A 19,520-nucleotide genomic window follows, 5' to 3' on the forward strand; every position below is an offset into this window, starting at 1 on the left:
GCTCACGCCGTATGCACCTCGAGTCAACCCAGTCACCCACAGCAGGTGGCACGAAAGGAAGACCTATGAAGAACCGCTCCACATCAATTCTCGCTCTGGGCGCCGTCGGCATTCTGGCCCTCACCGGCTGCGCCGCCTCCGGGGAGACCGAAACCGTCGGCAACGGCAACGATGACAACAAGGACATGTCCATTGCCGTGTTCAACGGTTGGGACGAAGGCATCGCCGCGTCGCACCTGTGGAAGGCCATTCTCGAGGAGAAGGGCTACAGCGTTGAACTCGAGTACGCCGACCCGGCTCCGGTGTACCTCGGCCTGTCCGAGGGCGACTACGACCTCAGCATGGACGTCTGGCTGCCCGTCACCCACGCGTCCTACCTCGAAGAGTACGGCGACGACATGATCGACCTCGGTGCCTGGAACGAGGAGTCACGCAACGCCATCGCAGTCAACGCCGATGCCCCGATCGATTCGCTCGAGGAACTCGCGGCCAACGCCGACCTGTTCGGCAACCGCATCGTCGGCATCGAGCCCGGCGCCGGCCTGACCGAAGCCACGACCGACAACGTCATCCCCGGCTACGGCCTCGAGGGCATGGAATACCTGACCTCGTCGACGGCGGCCATGCTGACCGAGTTGCAGACGGCCACCGATAACGGCGAGAACATCGTTGTGACCCTGTGGGAGCCGCACTGGGCGTACGGTGTGTTTCCGCTCAAGAACCTCGAGGACCCGCAGGGCGCCCTCGGCGGTGTCGAGAGCATCCACTCCTACGCCAAGAGCGACTTCAAGACCGACTTCCCGACGGCTGCCGGCTGGGTTGAAGGCTTCGAGATGGATCTCGACCTGCTGTACTCGCTCGAGAACGCCATGTTCGTCGACTACGAGGGCCAGGACTACGAGCCCATCGTCGCCCAGTGGATCGAAGACAACCGGGAGTACGTGGACGGCCTCACCAGCTAGTCACTGACCTTCTGAACCACGAACGGCCCGCATCCTCGGATGCGGGCCGTTCTGCTTGAAACTGTGATGCTAGGCCTCCGGGCCGCCAGCGACGGCGAGAATGTCGATCACGAACACGAGCGTATCCGTGCCCGAAATACCCTGGGTGCCCTCGGCGCCATAGCCGAACTCCGGCGGAATGACGGCGATGACTTGGGAACCGACGGTCTGGCCGACGAGTGCCTGGGTGAAGCCGGCGATCACGCCGCCGGTCGGGAAGACGGCGTACGGAGCGCTGCCCCACGACGAATCAAAGGTCTCACCGGTTGCCCAGAGGGCTCCGGTGTACGCGACGGCCACGCTCGCACCGTCGGTGACGACCTCGCCATCGCCCTTCTTGAGGGTGGAGATCTTCAGATCGGCGGGAGCATCCGTCGCGGGAATCGTGATGGTCGGAGCTCCGTCGTCGGCGAGAGCCACGGTGGGGAAGCCGTCTTCGACGGGCTGGTCGTCACCAGACGCCTGTGTCGGCACGTCGGCGATCACTTTGATGACGTCCATGACAAAAACGACGGGATCGCCGACGGCCACGCCGGTGGTCTCCTGGTCGGCGAAGGCATCCGCTGCGGTGCTCACGGTCACGATGCGGTCGCCCTCGACGGCGCAGTTCGCTGACCGCACGAGACCGTGCAGCAGGCCGGTGTCATTGATCGGAATGACGAGGCTGGCTCCGTCGGTGGAGTAGGTCGTCGCCTGCACGAGTTCGTCGGTCTTGGCGTTGTACAGGGTGATCGCGACCTCGACGATCGAGTCCTTCTTAGCCGTGTCGGTTCCGGTTCCCTCGATCGCGACCGTGCGTTCGGTGGCCGAGGGCTCGAGCGGAGCGTCGATCGAGATATCGAGGGGAGCGCCGAAATCACCGGTGACCTTCACGCTGTCCGAGAGCTTTCCCGGCTCCGTGCAGTCCGCCGAAGGGGAACTGGCGGCCGCAGCATCCGTTGCTTTGGGGGTGTCGCTGGTGCCGCAAGCGGTGAGCGCGAGCGTGAGTCCCACAATGGTGAGCAGGGCGGGAATTTTCGACACGGGGCCTCTTTCGAGTACGTAGCTGCGGGCAGGCGATCAATGCGGTGAAGGCGGTGTGGCTCGACGAGCCAAGTCCTTACTCTGCCACGCCTCGCCTATGAAGGGGCTGAGTGGATGCCGCGTGGCTGATTGAAACTGCGCCGCAGAAGAACGCTCAGTCGTCGAGCCCGCGCGCGATCAGGGCCTCGCCTAGGGCATCCGCTGCGTAGAGGGAGCGCACCACCACCGGCACGGCGATCGACAACAGCGAGCCCTGCGTGCCGCGGGCGGTGCGGGCCTCGAGCACCTCGCGCACTATGTCGGCGACCAGGGGGATGCAGCGGATGGTCAGGGCAACGAGCAACCCCACCCGATCGGCGTCGATGAAGCGCCGGAACGGGCGCAGCAGCGTCTGGAAGGCTTCGAGCACCGCGGTGACCGTGGTGGTCATGGTGAACAGAGCGGCGAGAGCCACGGCTACGAGCAGGCGACCGGCCATGAGGGCGGCGATCAGCCAGCCCGAGAGCAGACCCTGGATCGGCACCGCAACGAGCAGAATCAGCAGAATGGGCGCGACTTGGGCTGCGGCCGCCTGCACCGGAACTCGGGCCACCACGAACAACAACAGAACGACGACCGCGGCACCGCCGATGACCCAGGGGTCGGGCGAGGTGCCGATCAGTACAACGCAGAGCGAGAGCAGAAACAGCTTGAGCAGGGTCGGCGCCCGGTGCACGGCGGAGTTGCCCGGGCTATACAGGCCGATCATGCGAGCAACAGGGCGCGGTAGGCCGCGAGCGATTGCTGCGGCGCTCCGTCGGCGACGACCGAGCCCTCATCGATCACGATCACCCGGTCGAAATCCTCGACCAGGTTCAGGTGGTGCGTGACCACGATGACCTGCTGTGGAAGTGTCTGCATCAGGTCGCTGATGCGGCGCGCGTTGCGGGCGTCGAGCAGGGTGGTCGGTTCGTCGGCGACGATGGTCGCCGGCTCTGCCACCAGAACCGCCGCGAGGGCGAGGAGCTGCTTCTGCCCGCCAGACAAACGGTGTGCCGGATGCTCGGCGTGCTCGCTCAGCCCGAACTGGTCGAGAGCGGCCGCCGTGCGCCGCGCGATTTCGGCAGGGGAGAGGCCGCGACGGCGCAGGGTGAACGCGACATCCTCCTGCACGGTCGGCATCACGATCTGATTGTCGGGATTCGTGAAGATGAACCCCACCTTGCGGCGCACCTCGCGAGCATGGCGGGCCACGTTCTGACCGTCAACCGAAACGGTGCCGGATGTCGGTGTCATGAGCCCGTTGATCATGCGCACGAGGGTGGACTTACCGGAACCGTTCGCACCGATGATGCCGATGCGGTGCTCGGTCAGGTGGAGCGTGATATCGCGCAGCACCGTGCGGTTGCCGAACGACTGCGAAACCTGCTCAAAGCGGATGCTGCTCACTGGTGTGGGCGCCGACCCCTCGGCAGCGCGATGAGCCCTGGGTAGGCCCGGTGCACCTGGCCGGCGACGAGCACGGTCAGCACGACCTTGATCAGGTCGCCGGGGATGAACACCACGTTGAGGCCGAGCGTGGTCCAGAGCGGCAGGCTGAGGTTGAGAGCCATCACCGGAATGCCGACCGCATAGACGGCGACGATGCCGCCGAGAATGGTGGCGCCGAGCGCCAGCCAGAATGGGTACTTCGGCAGCAGGCGAGCGGTGAGGTAGCCGGTGACGAAGGCGCCGAGCAGCCAGCCGTAGAGGTAGCCGGCCGCCGGGCTCACGGTGAACACCCCGATGCCGCCGCGCGCGCCGGCGAGCAGGGGCAGGCCAACGGCCGTCAGAACGAGAAAGAGCAGAACGGCGAGCGATCCCTTGCGCGGACCGAGAATCGCCCCGGCGAACATCACGCCGAGCGACTGCAGGGTGATCGGCACCGGACCGATGTTCAGCGGACCCGGCAGGCCCAGGGCGGCGATGAGGGCCGCGAAAATGGCGATCTGGGCAAGGTCACGGGCGGGCAGAATACGCCTCGTCGGAGTGCTCGTACGAACGGTGTCGGTCATGATTCCAAATCTAGAATTCGGCGTCCACCCGCCGCTGAACAATACCTACAACAAAACACCGCGAACTGTAGAGGTCCTGGTTTTCTGAGCGGCCAGGCCGGCGACGATCGCATCCGCTGCTCGCACGAGCGCCAGGTGCGAGAGCGCCTGCGGGGTGTTGCCCATCTGGTGCCCGTTGGTCACGTCGTACTCTTCGGAGAGCAGCCCGACAGCATTCACGAAGCCGACCAGGGTGTTCATGAGCTCGGTGGCATCATCGAGTCGCCCCGAACGGGCGTACTGCTCGACCAGCCAGAACGAGCAGGCCAGAAACGGATGCTCACCCGGCGGCAGGCCGTCCACCGCGGAAACCGTGCGGTAGCGCAGCAGCAGGCCCGAGTGCAGCAGGTCGGCCTCGATCGCGGCCACGGTGCCGAGCATGCGCGAATCGGTGGCTGCGCAGAAGCCGACCTGCGGGAGCACGAGGAGGGAGGCGTCCAATGCGGTGCTGCCGTAATACTGCACGTAGCTGTTTCGTCCCGCGTCAAAACCGCGGGTTTCGATGTCGGCGCGAACCTCGTCGCGCAGGGTCTTCCACCGCTCGAGCGGACCATCGAGCCCGCACTCTTCGATGCCGCGCACTGCACGGTCGAATGCTGCCCACACCATGACGCGGGAATGGGTGAATTCGCGGGCTGGGCCGCGGACTTCCCAGATGCCTTGGTCTGCCCGGCGCCAGTTCTTTTCGAGAAAGCTCATGAGTGCCCGCTGCAGCGGCCAGGAGAATTCGGTTTCGCGCACTCCCGCCGCGCGTGCGGCGTGGAGGGCCACCATGACCTCGCCGATCACGTCGGACTGGAACTGGTCGACCGCGCCGTTGCCGACCCGCACGGGGGACGAACCGTTGTAGCCGGGCAGGCTGGTCAGCTCACGCTCGGGCAGGTAGCGCTCGCCGGAGAGTCCGTACATGATCTGCACGTCGGCCGGATCGCCGGCAATGGCGCGCAGCAACCAGGCGCGCCAGTCGTTGGCCTCAACCTCGTAGCCGTGGCTGAGCAGCACTTCGAGCGTGAGTGAGGCGTCACGCAGCCAGACGTAGCGGTAATCCCAGTTGCGCATTCCGCCGGTCTGTTCGGGCAATGAAGTTGTCGCCGCGGCGACGATTCCGCCGGTCTTTTCGTGGGTCAGCGCGCGCAGCACGAGAAGGGAACGCACGACCTCCGCGCGGAGTGGCCCCTCATGGCTGCAACTCGAAGCCCAATTCTGCCACCAGCGCGAGGTCGAGGCGAGAGCCGCGTCGATGTCGACGGCCGGTGGGATCTCGCCCTCCGCGGGGTACCAGCTCAGCTGCGCGTCAATCGTCTGTCCGGCGACTATGTCGAAGTGGGACACGTGACGGTGGTCGGAAGCGCGCAGCTCCGGTCCGCGCACCACGATGGCGTCGGGCCCGGCAATGGCAACGAGGCCACGCATCGACTCACCCTGCAGCTGGCGAACCCACGGCATTGTGGTGGCATATCCGAAACGAATGCGCAGGTCCTGGGTCATGTGCACGCTGCCGCTGATTCCGCGCACGCGACGCACAAGGTCGGCTCGGCGGTCACCGTGCGGCATGAAGTCGAGCACTTCGACCTGGCCGGTCGACGTGGTCCAGATGGTCGACAGCACAAAGGTGTCGCCCTGGTAGCTGCGGGTGGCCGTGGCCTGCGCCTCGGACGGGGCCAGCAGCCACCGGCCGTGGTTCTCGTCGCCGAGGAGCGCACCGAACAGCGAGGCGGAGTCGTAGCGCGGCAGGCAGAGCCAGTCGATGCTTCCGTCACGGCCGACGAGCGCTGCCGAGTGGCAGTCGCTGATGAGTGCGTAGTCCTCGATGGGGAGTGCCATCAGGCCATTCTGGCAGCAGCTGGGTTCGCTCGGTGCGAGAATCAGGCGACGAGACGAGCCGATGCGAGCGTCGCGGACGCCTTTTCGATCCAGGCAGCGGATGCCGCAGCCGCGTCGTCCGCGTCGGCATCTGCTGTTGCGACCGCCGGGACGCCGGTCGCAGCCGGTTCGTTCCACGTTGTGATCGGCGCGGGAGTCCACGACAAAGCGGTCGGCTCGCCGGTGCTCTCGCCGCGCAGGGCAGCTTGCTCCGTCGTGATCGCGGCGGTCAGCTCGGTTGCGATCTCGCGGGCCTTCAACGCGTGAAAGATCACCTCGGTGTCGTCACCGGTGCGGGGTACCAGGGTATAGGCACCGTGTTCGCCGACCAGGGCGCCCAGCCGGTCGTGCAGCAGGTCGAAAATCTGTTCGTCGCGCAGTATCGGAGCGGAGGCGACGCTCAGCGCCGCACTTGCGGCCAAACGTCGGCGTCGACGACCAAACATGACGAGCCCCTTTCAGGTGCACAGTGAGAACAGGTGCAGCCGAAACAGCCGCTGTGCCTATTTTCGGTGACCTGGGGCCGACTCGCCCGGGGACACGCCGCTAACGAGTCGAAGTCAGCTTTCGATTTTGCGCTTGTTCGCGTCTTCAATGACCGTGCCGACGGCTACGGCGGCGCTCAACGCCCAGCCGAGCCACAGCATAATGAGGCGCCAGTCACGCGGACCGTGCCGCGTGGCCTGCACGGTATTCCAACCGCCGGCGATCACGCCGACCATTGCACTGCTGAAAATGAACTTTCGCATGTAAACCTCCGGCATCAGAGTACCCGCCCGCTCGCGCACAGTGTGCCCCGAACGGGTGTAAAAAACGACTGGTAACCTTGGGAGGGCAACACAGGTGTGCACTTCGAGTGTGCCCGGAACGGATGATCCATTAACTCTTCAGCCGAACCCACCCGGTCCCAGACCCACCCTGCCCCCGTCGTGCCCGCCGATGCCATGGCCGGCACGTACAGGCTCGTCGTCGTCTCGAACCGGTTGCCGGTCGACTACGAAGAAGCCGACGACGGCGCCATCATCTGGCGCACGTCTCCCGGCGGGCTGGTCACCGCCCTCGAACCGCTGATGCGTTCCTCGCATGGAGCCTGGGTCGGCTGGCCGGGGGTCGCCGACCGCGATTTCCAACCGTTTGAGAACGACGGAATCTCCCTCGTTCCGGTGCGGCTGAATGAAGACGACATCGAGGACTACTACGAGGGTTTCTCCAACGACACCCTCTGGCCCTTGTACCACGACGTCATCGCGCCGCCGAGCTTTCACCGCGAAACCTGGGATGCCTATGTGCGCGTCAACCGCCGATTCGCCGCGGCGGCCGCCGCCGTCGCCGCCCCGGGAGCCACGGTCTGGGTGCACGACTACCAGCTGCAGCTCGTGCCGCGCATGCTGCGCGAAGCCCGCCCCGACCTCGTCATCGGCTTCTTCAACCACATCCCGTTTCCGCCGTACGGCATTTACGCGCAGCTGCCCTGGCGCAAACAGATTCTGCACGGCCTGCTCGGCGCCGACGTGATCGGCTTTCAGCGGGTAGCGGATGCCGGCAACTTCTCCCAAGCCGTTCGTCGCCTCTACGGCTATCCGACCCGCGGCGTCGTCATCGACGTGCCGGCGGGGGAGAAGGGCGACAGCCGCCGGGTCATCGCCAAGCACTTTCCCATCTCGATCGACGCGGCCGCCTTCGAAGAACTGGCTCGGCGTCCCGAGATTCAGGCGCGGGCTCGACAGATTCGGGAGGACCTCGGCAACCCCAAGACCCTCATGCTCGGTGTCGACCGGCTTGACTACACCAAGGGCATCGGCCACCGCATCAAAGCGTTCGGGGAGTTGCTCGCCGAGGGTCGCCTGAGCGTTGAAGACGTCACTCTCGTGCAGGTCGCGAGCCCGTCCCGCGAACGTGTCGGTACCTACATGGCCCTGCGTGATGAGATCGAGTTGGCCGTCGGTCGGCTCAACGGCGACTTCTCCACGATCAGTCACACCGCTATCAGCTATCACCACCACAGTTATCCGCGCGAAGAAATGGTCGCGATGTACCTGGCGGCCGACGTCATGCTCGTCACTGCGCTGCGCGACGGCATGAACCTCGTGGCCAAGGAATACGTGGCCGTGCGCTTCGACGCTGACGGGGTGCTGGTTCTGAGCGAGTTCGCCGGCGCCGCTGACGAACTCAAACAGGCCATCCTGATCAACCCGCACGACATCGACGGCACCAAGGACGCCATCGTGCGCGCGGTCGAGATGCCCAAACGGGAGCGCACGAGGCGCATGCGGTCGCTGCGCCGCACGGTCGCCGAGAACGATGTGGCTGCCTGGTCCGCGTCGTTCCTGCGCGCACTCACCGGCGGAGCAGCCGTACCGGCCGGGATCCCCGACGCTCTCGATCTGGCCCTGAAGAGCATTGCCGGCGCCGAGAACCTGCTCATCGCCCTCGACTTCGACGGCACCCTGGCCCCGCACGTCGATCACCCCGAAGACGCTCGCGCCATCGCCGGCACCCGGGAAGCCGTTCAGGCCCTGCTCGACCTGCCGGGCGTGCGCGTGGCCTTTGTCTCCGGCCGCGCCTTGGTGAGCCTGCAACACGTCGCGCAGCCGCAGAGTTCGGTGCTGCTCACCGGCTCGCACGGCATCGAGGTACAGCTGGACACCCCCGAGATAGAGCTCAACCTGCTCTCCAGCGAGTTGGAGCAACTGGATATTCTCGCCCGCGTCCTCGAAAGCATCTCCGGGTCGATCGCCGGCACCACGATTGAGCGCAAGCCCGCCGGTCTCGCCCTGCACACCCGCCTCGCCACCGAGAAGGACGGCCAGCGGGCCGAGCGAGCGGCGCGCGACCAACTCGGTGAGCAACTGCCCGGACTCACCGTTCGCGAGGGCAAAAACGTGCTCGAATTTTCGGTGCGCTCGAGCACCAAGGGTGATGCCGTCACCCAGCTGCTCGAGTACACCGGCGCCGATCGGGTGTTCTACGCCGGCGACGATGTGACCGACGAGGATGCCTTCGCGGTTCTCCGAGAGGACGACGTGGGGCTTAAGATCGGCCAGGGCGCCACCCTCGCCGGGTTCCGGGTGCGCAGCCCGCACGAGGTGACCCAGGTGCTCGTGCGCATCGCCGCCCTGCGCTCGGGACGGCTGCATTGACCGGGTGCGCCAAGGTTCTAGACTCGGAAGCATGTCTGAGATCGATGTGAAACCCCGTAGCCGCGACGTCACCGACGGGATCGAGGCCACCACTTCCCGGGGAATGCTCCGTGCTGTCGGCATGGGCGACGCCGATTGGGACAAACCCCAGATCGGCATTGCGAGCTCGTGGAATGAGATCACACCGTGCAACCTGTCGCTGGACCGCCTGGCCCAGGCCGCCAAGGAAGGCGTACACTCCGGCGGCGGTTACCCGCTGCAGTTCGGCACCATCAGCGTCTCCGACGGCATCTCGATGGGTCACGAGGGCATGCACTTCTCCCTGGTCTCCCGCGAGGTCATCGCCGACTCGGTCGAGGTCGTCATGCAGGCCGAACGCCTCGACGGCTCCGTACTGCTGGCCGGCTGCGACAAGTCGCTGCCCGGCATGCTCATGGCCGCCGCCCGCCTCGACCTCGCGAGCGTGTTCCTGTACGCCGGATCGATCGCCCCGGGCTGGGTCAAGCTTTCCGACGGCACCGAAAAAGACATCACCATCATCGACTCGTTCGAAGCGGTCGGCGCGGTCAAGGCCGGCCGGATGAGCATCGAAGATGCCAAGCGCATCGAGTGCGCCTTCGCCCCCGGCGAGGGCGCCTGCGGCGGCATGTACACCGCCAACACCATGGCGAGTGTTGCGGAAGCCCTCGGAATGAGCCTGCCTGGCTCGGCGAGCCCGGCATCCGCTGATCGTCGCCGCGACTACTTCGCGCACCGCTCCGGCGAAGCCGTCGTCAACATGCTGCGCCTCGGCATCACCGCCCGCGACATTCTCACCCGCAAGGCGTTCGAGAACGCGATCGCCGTGGCCATGGCGTTCGGCGGATCGACCAACGTGGTGCTGCACCTGCTCGCGATCGCCCGCGAAGCCGAGGTCGAACTCACCCTCGACGACTTCAACCGCATTGGCGACAAGGTTCCGCACATTGGTGACCTCAAGCCCTTCGGCAAGTACGTCATGAACGACGTCGACCGCCAGGGCGGCGTTCCCGCCGTCATGCGCGCGCTGCTCGAAGCCGGCCTCATCCACGGCGACGCACTCACCGTCACCGGCAAGACCGTGGCCGAGAACCTCGCCGAGATCGACCCGCCGGCCCTCGACGGTGAGGTGCTGCGCACCCTCGACAACCCCATTCACAAGAGCGGCGGAATCACCATCCTCAAGGGCACCTTCGCCCCCGAGGGTGCCGTCGTGAAGACCGCCGGCTTCGACGCCGCCGTCTTCGAAGGCCCCGCCCGGGTGTTCGAGCGGGAACGCGCCGCGATGGACGCCCTGACCGAGGGCAAGATCTACCAGGGTGACGTCGTCATCATCCGTTATGAAGGTCCCAAGGGTGGGCCGGGCATGCGCGAGATGCTCTCCATCACGGCCGCCATCAAGGGCGCAGGCCTCGGCTCCGATGTACTACTGTTAACGGACGGTCGATTCTCAGGCGGCACAACCGGACTGTGTATCGGCCACATAGCACCCGAAGCGGTGGACGCAGGTCCAATCGCCTTCGTGCGCGATGGGGATCTGATACGGGTCGATATCGCAGCTCGCACGCTTGACCTACTGGTTACCGATGCAGAGCTGGCCGCCCGCCGAGATGGCTGGGCGCCCCTTCCCCCGCGCTATACCCGTGGCGTACTCGCAAAGTACTCGAAGCTCGTGCATTCCGCTGCCGAAGGCGCCATTACCGGCTAGCAGCGCACGGGCTACCCTGGTGGCCCGTGAGGGCAACCGGTTCAATGTCGAAACGACCGATTTCGAAGTAGGGATTCAACGATCATGACCACGGAAACCACTCCCGTGCCCGCGGCGCCCGCGTCTGCGGAGCCGGAAATGCTCACCGGTTCGGGTGCAATCATTCGCACCCTCGAACTGCTCGGTGTCACCGACGTCTTCGGCATTCCCGGCGGCGCCGTCATCCCGCTCTACGACGAGCTCATGACGCAGACCAAGATTCGCCACATCCTGGTGCGCCACGAACAGGGCGCCGGCCACGCAGCCGAGGGCTACGCCTCGGCAACCGGTCGCGTCGGCGTCGCCATCGCCACGAGCGGTCCCGGTGCCACCAACCTCGTCACCGCCATAGCGGATGCCTACATGGACTCGGTTCCGCTGCTCGCCATCACCGGCCAGGTGTTCTCGACGTCGATGGGAACGGACGCCTTCCAGGAAGCCGACATCATCGGCATCACCATGCCGATCACCAAGCATTCCTTCCTCGCCCGCCGTGCCGAAGAGATTCCCGCCGCAATCGCCGCGGCATATCACATCGCCTCCACCGGCCGGCCCGGTCCGGTGCTCGTGGACATCACCAAGGACGCGCAGCAAAACCTGGCACCGTTCATCTGGCCGCCCAAGCTCGACCTGCCCGGCTACCGGCCGATCGTGAAGGCGCACGGCAAGCAGGTGCAGGCGGCAGCCCAACTGCTGCTGGCCGCGAAGAAGCCCGTGCTGTACGTGGGAGGCGGAGTCATCCGCGCGCACGCATCCGCTGAACTGCTCGTGCTCGCCGAAGCGACCGGGGCCCCCGTCGTCACCACACTCATGGCTCGCGGCGCCTTTCCCGACTCGCACCCGCAGCACCTCGGCATGCCGGGTATGCACGGTACGGTTCCGGCCGTACTCGCGCTGCAGGAGAGTGACCTCATCATTTCGCTCGGAGCGCGCTTCGACGACCGGGTGACCGGAAAGATCAGCGAATTCGCCCCCAATGCGAAGATCGTGCACGTTGACGTCGACCCGGCCGAGATCTCCAAGATCCGCCTCGCCGATGTACCCATCGTCGGTGATGCCAAAGATGTCATTGCCGACCTGACCCTCGCCTGGGCCGATGCTGCCCGGGGCGCCGCACCCGATACCAGCGAGTGGTGGACCTACCTGCACGGCCTGAAAGAGGAGTTCCCGCTCGGATTCACCGAGCCGACCGACGGCCTGCTCGCCCCGCAGTATGTGATCCAGCGCATCGGCGAGCTCACCGGCCCTGAGGCGGTCTACGCGGCCGGCGTGGGCCAGCACCAGATGTGGGCGGCGCAGTACATCAAGTACGAACGCCCCAACTCCTGGCTCAACTCCGGCGGCGCCGGAACCATGGGCTACTCCATCCCCGCTGCGATGGGCGCCAAGGTCGCCGAACCCGACCGCGTGGTCTGGTCGATCGACGGTGACGGCTGCTTCCAGATGACCAATCAGGAACTCGCCACCTGCACGATCAACAAGATCCCGATCAAGGTCGCGATCATCAACAACTCTTCCCTCGGCATGGTGCGCCAATGGCAGTCTTTGTTCTACGACGGACGCCATTCCTTCACCGACCTCAACACCGGCCACGGCACCGCTATGGTGCCCGACTTCGTCAAAATGGCGGATGCCTATGGCGCGCTCGGCATTCGGGTCACCAGCAAGGACCAGGTGGATGATGCCATCAAGCTGGCCCTGGCCACCAACGACCGTCCGGTCGTGATCGACTTCATCGTGAGCCCCGGCGCCATGGTCTGGCCGATGGTTCCGCAGGGAGTGAGCAACAGTTTCGTTCAGTACGCCAAAGACCATGCACCGACCTGGGGAGAAGAGTAACCGTGACGAGCCACGTTCTGAGTCTGCTCGTCGAGGACAAGCCGGGCCTGCTCACGCGCGTCGCCGGCCTGTTCGCGCGCCGCGGCTTCAACATTGAAAGCCTGGCCGTTGGCCACAGCGAGATCCCCGGCCTGTCCCGCATCACAATTCTCGTCGACGTTGAAGACGTGCCGCTCGAGCAGGTGACCAAGCAGCTCAACAAACTGATCAACGTCATCAAGATCGTCGAGCTCGATCCGGCCCAGTCGGTGCAGCGCGAACACCTGCTGATCAAGGTCAAGGTCGACAACACGACCCGGTCTCAGGTGCTCGAAGCGGTCAACCTGTTTCGCGCCCGCGTCGTCGACGTGGCCACCGATGCGGTCGTCATCGAGGTCACCGGCGACAGCGGCAAGACCCAGGCGCTGCTGCGGGTACTCGAACCGTTCGGCATTCGCGAGCTCGCCCAGTCGGGTCTGCTCGCCATCGGCCGCGGCTCCAAGTCCATCACCGAACGAGTCTTCAAAAACTAACGTTTTTCAGCTTTTTTCTAACAATCAATCCACGAGGAGAGAAACACATTGTCTGAGATTTTCTACGACAAAGACGCCGACCTGTCGATCATTCAGGGCAAGAAGGTGGCCGTCATCGGCTACGGCTCGCAGGGTCATGCCCACGCTCAGAACCTGCGCGACTCCGGCGTGGAGGTCAAGATCGGCCTGAAGGACGGCTCCAAGAGCAAGGCCAAGGCCGAAGAAGCCGGCTTCACCGTGCTGTCCACAGCGGATGCCGCAGCCTGGGCTGACGTCATCGTCATCCTCGCGCCCGACCAGGTGCAGCGTCACCTGTACAAGGACGACGTGCTTCCGAACCTGTCCGCCGGCAAGGCGCTCGTCTTCGGCCACGGCTTCAATATCCGTTTCGGTTACATCACGGCGCCCGACGGCGTCGACGTCGTCATGGTCGCGCCCAAGGGCCCCGGGCACACCGTGCGCCGCGAATTCGAAGCCGGTCGCGGTGTTCCCGTGATTGTTGCCGTGGAGAAGGACGCGTCGGGTAAGGCCTGGCCGCTCACCCTGAGCTACGCCAAGGCGATCGGCGGCCTGCGTGCCGCCGGCATCAAGACCACCTTCACCGAAGAGACCGAAACGGACCTGTTCGGCGAGCAGGCCGTGCTCTGCGGTGGTACCTCGCAGCTGATCCAGTACGGCTTCGAGGTGCTCACCGAGGCCGGTTACCAGCCGCAGGTCGCCTACTTCGAGGTGCTGCACGAGCTCAAGCTCATCGTCGACCTCATGTGGGAGGGCGGCATCGCCAAGCAGCGTTGGAGCGTCTCCGACACCGCCGAGTACGGCGACTACGTCTCGGGACCGCGCGTCATCGACCCGAGCGTCAAGGAGAACATGAAGGCCGTTCTCGCTGACATCCAGAGTGGCGCGTTCGCCGAGCGTTTCATCGCCGACCAGGACAACGGCGGCGTGGAGTTCCTCGCCCTCCGCAAGAAGGGCGAAGAGCACCCAATTGAGGCCACCGGCCGCAGCCTGCGCAAACTCTTCGCGTGGAACGCCTCGAACGACGACGACTACACCGACGGCTCGGTCTCGCGCTAGCGGCATCCGTTTAAATCAGTGAAGGGGCCCTCGTTCGCGGGGACCCCTTCATTTTTTCCCCAGGACCGGTGATCATGACAGCGCACGGCATGAACCTGCGCCGGTGGAGCGCCACGGCTGCGATGGTCGGCGTCGTGCTCTACGTGCTCATCGACGTGGTACTGCAGTTTCTGCCGCCGCACTACAGCCCGATCAGCGACGCCGAGAGCAACCTCGCCGTCGGCCCGTACGGCTGGGTGATGAACCTCAACTTTCTGGGCCGGGCGGTATTCTGCGTCGCCGTCGTCGTCGCACTCGCCGGGGCGGCGCCGACACCGGCGTTTGGCCGCAAGGACCCGCTGCTCGGCACCGGCCTCGGGCTGTTGCTCCTCGGGGGAGCCAGCTCGGCGGTGCTCGCCTTCTTTCCCACCGACGTCAGCGCAGAACACACGAGCACCCTGCAGACTTCGACTCTGAGCGGTGCCATCCATCTCGCCGTGGCTTCCTTCGGCTTCCTCACCGCCCTCGCCGCGATTCTGCTGCTGACCATCTGGCTGCGGATTCGCCGCGTGCTGCCACGGGCGGCGCCGTGGGCGATAGCGTTCGCGGCGCTCACCCTGGCTGGGCTGCTGCTGGTTGTCGCCGCGAATGCGTGGTTGCCCGGCGTCGTCGGTCTCGCCGAACGCGCCGCCCTGGCGGGCATTCTGGGGTGGACGTTCTCGGTCAGCGTCGGCATCCGTCGTCTGCAGTAGACGAAGAGTCTGCCCCAACCCGGTAGAGTCGAGCAATACCCGGTGTAACCACCGGTTCACCTGGTCCTGTGCACCGACGCACAGCTTCGCCACTGGTCGTCTCGAGAACGATGCCGGTGGGGCCGCCCGCTCCACACGCGTAAGGCCGGCACCACCATGACCTCAGGCAGAAACCTCGACGATTCGAAGCTGGTAGCACCGGTCGACCTCGAGGATGGAAAACTCCCCAAGTGGAAGATCGTGGGCCCCGGCCTCGTCGTGGCCGCCACCGGCGTGGGAGCGGCCGATATGGTCGCGACCCTGGTGGCCGGCTCCCGCTACGGCTACGCCCTGCTCTGGGCGGTCATCCTCGGTGTGATCCTCAAGATCGTGCTGGTCGAGGGCGCCGGCCGATACACCCTCGCCACCGGCAAGACCATTTTTGAGGGCTGGCGGTCGCTCGGCAAGTGGACCACCTGGTACTTCGGCCCGTACATCATGCTGTGGGGCTTCGTCTATGGTGCCACCGCCATGTCCTCGGCCGCCCTGCCGCTCGCGGCACTGTTCCCGGTCCTTCCGCTGCCGGTTTGGGCCGTACTCATGGGCCTCGCCGGGCTCACCATGGTCTGGTTCGGCCGCTATGCCATCTTCGAGAAGATCACGGCGGTATTGGTGGGCATCATGTTCATCACGGTGGTCGGTCTCGCCGTCATCGCCGTGCCGAATTTTCCGGCCATGCTGCGCGGCCTCGTGCCGATCATTCCCGAGGGCGGTGTGCTTTACACGCTCGCCCTGGCCGGCGGTGTCGGCGGCACCATCACCCTGGCCGCCTACGGCTATTGGCTGCGCGAAAAGGGCTGGTCAACTCCGCGCTGGATGAAAGTCATGCGCATCGACAACCGCATGGCCTACGTCATGACCGGCATCTTCGTCATCGCCATGCTCATCGTCGGTGCCGAGGTGGTCGCCGCCGCCGGCATCACCCTGAGCGCCGGCGACAAGGGCCTGCTCGACCTCTCGACGGTGCTCAACGAGAAGTACGGAGTCGTGGTCGGCACGGGCTTCCTGGTGGGCTTCTGGGCGGCATCCTTCTCGTCGATCATCGGCGTGTGGAACGGTGTGAGTCTCATGTTCGCCGATTTCTGGGGCAACATGCGCGGCAAGAAGTCCGGTCACCGCGACACCCTGGTCGGCGGCAAGTACTTCAAGTTCTACCTGTTGTGGCTCACCTTTCCGCCGATGATCCTGTTCCTGCTCGGCTCGCCGATCGGGCTGATCCTCGCCTACGGCGTACTCGGCTCGCTGTTCATGCCATTCCTCGCCATCACTCTGCTGGGCCTGCTGAACGGCAAGCGCATTCCGCAGGAATGGCGCAACCGGTGGTTCACCAACATCGCCCTCGGCATCTGCGCCCTACTCTTCATCATTCTGGGCGTGCAGCAACTGATCACGGCGGTCAAGCCGCTGTTCGGCTAGCCTCAGCCCGTAACCGGATACTCTGGAAAAATGAATCCGACACGCGACGAAGACGCACTGAACTGGGCCGGTGACGACGACCCGACGCTGCAGAACGGAAGCACCGATCCGGCGAGGACCGAACCGTCCGCGCTGCCGGCAGGGTGGACCATTCCGCAGGGTGCCGCGCACCCGACCGCTGTCCCCAGCACAACGGATGCCGCCAGCCCCGAACCAGACGGGGCCGATGTCACTGCGCAGCCCGACAGCGCGGCAGCGAGTTCGGCAGCCCTGGTCGGCATGGGGATCCTCGCCGGCATGTACCTGCTCTACACGGTCGGCTGGTTCATCGGCGTCGCACGCATCGAGAAACCCATCAGCGACCCCGTGGCCGAATTCATGTTCTCGCTCGGTGCCTGGCTGGCCGTGGCCGCACCATTGGCCTGGTTCGGCGCGACCTATTGGCTCACCACGGGCAGTCCGCGCGCCCGCCGCGCCTGGCTACTGATCGGCGTCCTCGTGCTCGCCCCGCTGCCGTTCATCCTGGGAACGGGGACACTCGCATGAGCGACACACACGGAAACGAGCAGGACAGCACCACTGTGACCCGACGCCGACCACCACGATGGCTCATGTTCGCTATCGCTGCCTTCTTCGGGCTGTTCTACGCCTACGACGTCTGGGAAGCCGTCGGCAACCTGGTCGGGCTCAACGGGCTGGCGCAGTCCCTCGACACCAAGCTGAGCGGATTCGGCTGGACCGTGCTCATCTTCGCGGTAATCCTGCCGGTGCTGGTCTACGCCCTCACCTATTGGCTTGGCCGGGGCCGCGCCTTCGGGGTGCAGGCCCTCACCCTGTTCGTCGGGCTCTGCACGGTGGCCGCCGTGTCGCTCGACATCACCGCGGTGTTCAGCCTCGCCAGACTGATCGTCTAGAGTACAGCCACCACAATCAGGCCCATCAAGACCAGCTGGGCGATCAGTCGGGGAACGAATGGGATCGCCACTCGCCCGAACCGTTTCGGGTGCCGCGCCGCATAAGCGTTGGCGGGAAACACCGCCGCCAGAAACAGCACGAGCGCGCCGGCCGCAACCACCATGGTCGGCGGATAGAGCAGCCCGAGCCCGCCGGCCACCTCGCACACCCCCGTGAACAGCACGAGATTGATCGGGCTGGCCAGGCCGCTCCGGCGCAGCCGCGGTGGGATCATCGCCGCCATGGTGCGTTGCACCGACGGCAGAAAGTGGGTGATACCGGCCCCGATGAAGACCAGTGCCAGAACTATTCGCAGCACCAGCTGGAGTCCGCCTATTATGTCGTTGCTCATTGGTCTATTGTGCAGCCGGTAGGGTGGAAGCCGAGTAGCGCCCTTTGTCGCGCCACCGACAAATGCAATCTAAGGATCCGATTTTATTGTCGAAACCCGTCGTCCTGATCGCCGAAGAACTTTCCCCCGCCACCGTCGATGCCCTCGGCCCCGATTTTGACATTCACCACGTCGACGGCACGGATCGCTCCGCGCTGTTCGCCGAGCTTGCCACCGCGCAGGCCGTTTTGGTGCGTTCAGCCACCAAGATGGATGCCGAAGCCATCAAGGCTGCGCCGCACCTGAAGGTCATCGCCCGTGCGGGCGTCGGCCTCGACAACGTTGACATCAAAGCCGCCACCGCGGCCGGTGTCATGGTCGTCAACGCGCCCACTTCCAACATCATCTCGGCCGCCGAGCTGACCGTTGGTCACATCCTGAGCCTGGCCCGTCACATTCCGGCCGCTTCCGGCGCCCTCGCCGACGGACAGTGGAAGCGCTCCAAGTACACCGGCGTCGAACTCTACGAGAAGACCATCGGCATCATCGGCCTCGGTCGCATCGGTGCGCTCATCACCGCGCGCATGCAGGCCTTCGGCACCAACGTCATCGCCTACGACCCCTACATCACCTCCGCCCGCGCCCAGCAGCTCGGCGTGACCCCGGTCAGCCTCGACGAACTGCTCGCGCAGTCCGACTTTGTCACGATCCACATGCCGAAGACCCCGGAGACCACCGGCATGATCGGTGCCGCGCAGCTCAAGCTGATGAAGCCGACCGCCTTCGTCGTCAACGTCGCACGCGGCGGACTCATCGACGAAGAGGCGCTGCACGAGGCCCTCCTCGCCGGCACGATCGCCGGCGCCGGCCTCGACGTTTTCGTAAGCGAACCGCCGACCGGTTCGCCGCTGCTCGGCCTCGACAACATCATCACGACCCCGCACCTGGGGGCATCGACCGACGAAGCCCAGGAGAAGGCCGGCGTCTCCGTGGCCAAGTCCGTGCGCCTCGCGCTCTCCGGCGAGCTCGTTCCCGACGCGGTCAACGTGGCCGGCGGCGTCATCGACCCGTACGTGCGTCCCGGCATCCCGCTGGTGGAAAAGCTCGGCCAGGTGTTCTCCGGCCTTGCCGCGCACAGCCCGCTCACGAGCGTGGACATCGAAGTGCGCGGCGAACTGGTCGAGTTCGACGTCAGTGTGCTCAAGCTCGCCGCGCTCAAGGGCATCTTCACGAACGTCGTCAGCGAAACCGTCTCGTACGTCAACGCACCGCTGCTGGCCGAGCAGCGCGGCGTCGCCGTGCGCATGCTCACCGACGCTGAATCGCCCGAGTACCGCAACGTGATCACCCTGCGCGGCGCCCTCGCCGACGGTTCGCAGGTCTCCGTCTCGGGTACCCTCACCGGCACCAAACAGATCGAGAAGATCGTCGAGATCAACGGCTACGACGTTGAGGTTCAGTTCGCCAAGAACCTCATCGTCATGCTCTACACCGACCGCCCCGGAATCGTCGCCGTTTACGGCCGCGAATTCGGTGAGGCCAACATCAACATCGCGGGCATGCAGATCGCCCGCCACGTGGCCGGCGGCAAGGCACTGAGCGTGCTGACCGTAGACACCGAGGTTCCAGCCGGTTTGCTCGCCTCGGTGCGCAGCGCGATCGACGCCGAGATCATGGTGGAGATCGACCTCACTGAGTAGGTTCCGTCAGAACGGATGCGAGTGGGCGCCTGCAGTGCAGGCGCCCACTCGTTTTTT

Annotated in this window: 19 protein-coding genes; 11 read left to right on the plus strand and 8 right to left on the minus strand. The window is 65.6% G+C overall.

Annotation, left to right across the window (positions count from 1 at the left end):
• Positions 1-65 precede the first annotated feature (65 nt).
• Complete coding sequence (locus BMW72_RS06765; protein WP_092108547.1) at positions 66-962, plus strand: glycine betaine ABC transporter substrate-binding protein; 897 nt, start codon at positions 66-68, stop codon at positions 960-962.
• A gap of 69 nt (positions 963-1,031) precedes the next feature.
• Here the strand turns inward: BMW72_RS06765 and BMW72_RS06770 are convergent, their stop codons facing one another.
• From BMW72_RS06770 to BMW72_RS06800, 7 genes are all read right to left on the minus strand, one after another.
• Positions 1,032-2,024 (minus strand): FKBP-type peptidyl-prolyl cis-trans isomerase, encoded by a 993-nt coding sequence (locus BMW72_RS06770; protein ID WP_092108549.1) that lies wholly within the window; start codon positions 2,022-2,024, stop codon positions 1,032-1,034.
• Positions 2,025-2,178: 154 nt separating this feature from the next.
• On the minus strand, positions 2,179-2,772 hold the full coding sequence (locus BMW72_RS06775) for a CbiQ family ECF transporter T component (RefSeq protein WP_092108551.1): 594 nt from the start codon (positions 2,770-2,772) through the stop codon (positions 2,179-2,181).
• Entirely contained in the window at positions 2,769-3,452 is a 684-nt protein-coding gene (locus BMW72_RS06780; protein ID WP_092108553.1) for an energy-coupling factor ABC transporter ATP-binding protein, read from the minus strand. The genes BMW72_RS06775 and BMW72_RS06780 overlap by 4 nt, the downstream gene beginning before the upstream one ends.
• The gene (locus BMW72_RS06785; RefSeq protein WP_092108556.1) at positions 3,449-4,057 is read right to left on the minus strand and encodes a biotin transporter BioY; all 609 of its coding nucleotides are present in this window, start codon (positions 4,055-4,057) and stop codon (positions 3,449-3,451) included. Before BMW72_RS06785 ends, BMW72_RS06780 begins: the two co-directional genes overlap by 4 nt.
• Positions 4,058-4,102: 45 nt before the next feature.
• Positions 4,103-5,920 carry a glycoside hydrolase family 15 protein gene (locus tag BMW72_RS06790; RefSeq protein ID WP_092108558.1) on the minus strand — a complete coding sequence of 606 codons (1,818 nt, stop codon included), beginning with the start codon at positions 5,918-5,920 and terminating at the stop codon, positions 4,103-4,105.
• A gap of 41 nt (positions 5,921-5,961) precedes the next feature.
• Positions 5,962-6,405 carry a hypothetical protein gene (locus tag BMW72_RS06795; RefSeq protein WP_134361363.1) on the minus strand — a complete coding sequence of 148 codons (444 nt, stop codon included), beginning with the start codon at positions 6,403-6,405 and terminating at the stop codon, positions 5,962-5,964.
• Between the two features lie 114 nt (positions 6,406-6,519).
• Positions 6,520-6,708 carry a hypothetical protein gene (locus BMW72_RS06800; RefSeq protein ID WP_092108562.1) on the minus strand — a complete coding sequence of 63 codons (189 nt, stop codon included), beginning with the start codon at positions 6,706-6,708 and terminating at the stop codon, positions 6,520-6,522.
• 129 nt (positions 6,709-6,837) lie between these two features.
• Between BMW72_RS06800 and BMW72_RS06805 the strand changes: the two genes are divergently transcribed.
• From BMW72_RS06805 to BMW72_RS06845, 9 genes are all read left to right on the plus strand, one after another.
• Positions 6,838-9,099, plus strand: coding sequence for a bifunctional alpha,alpha-trehalose-phosphate synthase (UDP-forming)/trehalose-phosphatase (locus BMW72_RS06805; protein ID WP_370448767.1), 2,262 nt, complete (start codon positions 6,838-6,840; stop codon positions 9,097-9,099).
• 31 nt (positions 9,100-9,130) lie between these two features.
• Complete coding sequence (ilvD, locus tag BMW72_RS06810; RefSeq protein WP_092108564.1) at positions 9,131-10,825, plus strand: dihydroxy-acid dehydratase; 1,695 nt, start codon at positions 9,131-9,133, stop codon at positions 10,823-10,825.
• Positions 10,826-10,909: 84 nt separating this feature from the next.
• On the plus strand, positions 10,910-12,703 hold the full coding sequence (locus tag BMW72_RS06815) for an acetolactate synthase large subunit (protein ID WP_092108566.1): 1,794 nt from the start codon (positions 10,910-10,912) through the stop codon (positions 12,701-12,703).
• A gap of 2 nt (positions 12,704-12,705) precedes the next feature.
• Positions 12,706-13,215 carry an acetolactate synthase small subunit gene (gene ilvN / locus BMW72_RS06820; RefSeq protein WP_092108568.1) on the plus strand — a complete coding sequence of 170 codons (510 nt, stop codon included), beginning with the start codon at positions 12,706-12,708 and terminating at the stop codon, positions 13,213-13,215.
• Positions 13,216-13,263: 48 nt separating this feature from the next.
• A complete protein-coding gene (ilvC, locus tag BMW72_RS06825) occupies positions 13,264-14,292 on the plus strand; it encodes a ketol-acid reductoisomerase (protein WP_092108570.1) in 1,029 nt (342 codons plus the stop codon).
• Between the two features lie 74 nt (positions 14,293-14,366).
• Positions 14,367-15,023: a DUF998 domain-containing protein gene (locus BMW72_RS06830; RefSeq protein WP_134450368.1), complete on the plus strand. Its 657-nt coding sequence runs from the start codon at positions 14,367-14,369 to the stop codon at positions 15,021-15,023.
• 156 nt (positions 15,024-15,179) lie between these two features.
• Entirely contained in the window at positions 15,180-16,478 is a 1,299-nt protein-coding gene (locus BMW72_RS06835; RefSeq protein WP_092108574.1) for an Nramp family divalent metal transporter, read from the plus strand.
• 30 nt (positions 16,479-16,508) lie between these two features.
• Entirely contained in the window at positions 16,509-17,024 is a 516-nt protein-coding gene (locus BMW72_RS06840) for a hypothetical protein (RefSeq protein WP_092108576.1), read from the plus strand.
• Positions 17,021-17,392, plus strand: a complete 372-nt coding sequence (locus BMW72_RS06845; RefSeq protein WP_134450369.1) for a hypothetical protein — start codon at positions 17,021-17,023, stop codon at positions 17,390-17,392. The genes BMW72_RS06840 and BMW72_RS06845 overlap by 4 nt, the downstream gene beginning before the upstream one ends.
• Here BMW72_RS06845 and BMW72_RS06850 read toward each other — a convergent pair.
• Complete coding sequence (locus BMW72_RS06850; protein WP_092108581.1) at positions 17,389-17,784, minus strand: DoxX family protein; 396 nt, start codon at positions 17,782-17,784, stop codon at positions 17,389-17,391. The genes BMW72_RS06845 and BMW72_RS06850 overlap by 4 nt on opposite strands.
• Positions 17,785-17,870: 86 nt before the next feature.
• On the opposite strand from BMW72_RS06850, the gene serA reads away from it, so the two are divergent.
• On the plus strand, positions 17,871-19,463 hold the full coding sequence (gene serA / locus BMW72_RS06855; protein WP_092108583.1) for a phosphoglycerate dehydrogenase: 1,593 nt from the start codon (positions 17,871-17,873) through the stop codon (positions 19,461-19,463).
• The last annotated feature ends 57 nt before the right edge of the window (positions 19,464-19,520 follow it).

Source organism: Cryobacterium luteum (assembly GCF_900110125.1).
In the GTDB taxonomy this organism is placed as follows: Bacteria; Actinomycetota; Actinomycetes; order Actinomycetales; family Microbacteriaceae; genus Cryobacterium; species Cryobacterium luteum.

Excerpts from the sequence above, each read along its gene's own strand:
- BMW72_RS06830 (WP_134450368.1), top strand. The coding sequence starts at position 14,367 with ATGACAGCGCACGGCATGAACCTGCGCCGGTGGAGCGCCACGGCTGCG.
- BMW72_RS06840 (WP_092108576.1), top strand. The coding sequence starts at position 16,509 with ATGAATCCGACACGCGACGAAGACGCACTGAACTGGGCCGGTGACGAC.
- BMW72_RS06815 (WP_092108566.1), top strand. The coding sequence starts at position 10,910 with ATGACCACGGAAACCACTCCCGTGCCCGCGGCGCCCGCGTCTGCGGAG.
- ilvD (WP_092108564.1), top strand. The coding sequence starts at position 9,131 with ATGTCTGAGATCGATGTGAAACCCCGTAGCCGCGACGTCACCGACGGG.
- BMW72_RS06785 (WP_092108556.1), bottom strand. The coding sequence starts at position 4,057 with ATGACCGACACCGTTCGTACGAGCACTCCGACGAGGCGTATTCTGCCC.
- BMW72_RS06775 (WP_092108551.1), bottom strand. The coding sequence starts at position 2,772 with ATGATCGGCCTGTATAGCCCGGGCAACTCCGCCGTGCACCGGGCGCCG.
- BMW72_RS06765 (WP_092108547.1), top strand. The coding sequence starts at position 66 with ATGAAGAACCGCTCCACATCAATTCTCGCTCTGGGCGCCGTCGGCATT.
- BMW72_RS06790 (WP_092108558.1), bottom strand. The coding sequence starts at position 5,920 with ATGGCACTCCCCATCGAGGACTACGCACTCATCAGCGACTGCCACTCG.
- BMW72_RS06800 (WP_092108562.1), bottom strand. The coding sequence starts at position 6,708 with ATGCGAAAGTTCATTTTCAGCAGTGCAATGGTCGGCGTGATCGCCGGC.
- BMW72_RS06845 (WP_134450369.1), top strand. The coding sequence starts at position 17,021 with ATGAGCGACACACACGGAAACGAGCAGGACAGCACCACTGTGACCCGA.
- BMW72_RS06850 (WP_092108581.1), bottom strand. The coding sequence starts at position 17,784 with ATGAGCAACGACATAATAGGCGGACTCCAGCTGGTGCTGCGAATAGTT.
- BMW72_RS06795 (WP_134361363.1), bottom strand. The coding sequence starts at position 6,405 with ATGTTTGGTCGTCGACGCCGACGTTTGGCCGCAAGTGCGGCGCTGAGC.
- BMW72_RS06835 (WP_092108574.1), top strand. The coding sequence starts at position 15,180 with ATGACCTCAGGCAGAAACCTCGACGATTCGAAGCTGGTAGCACCGGTC.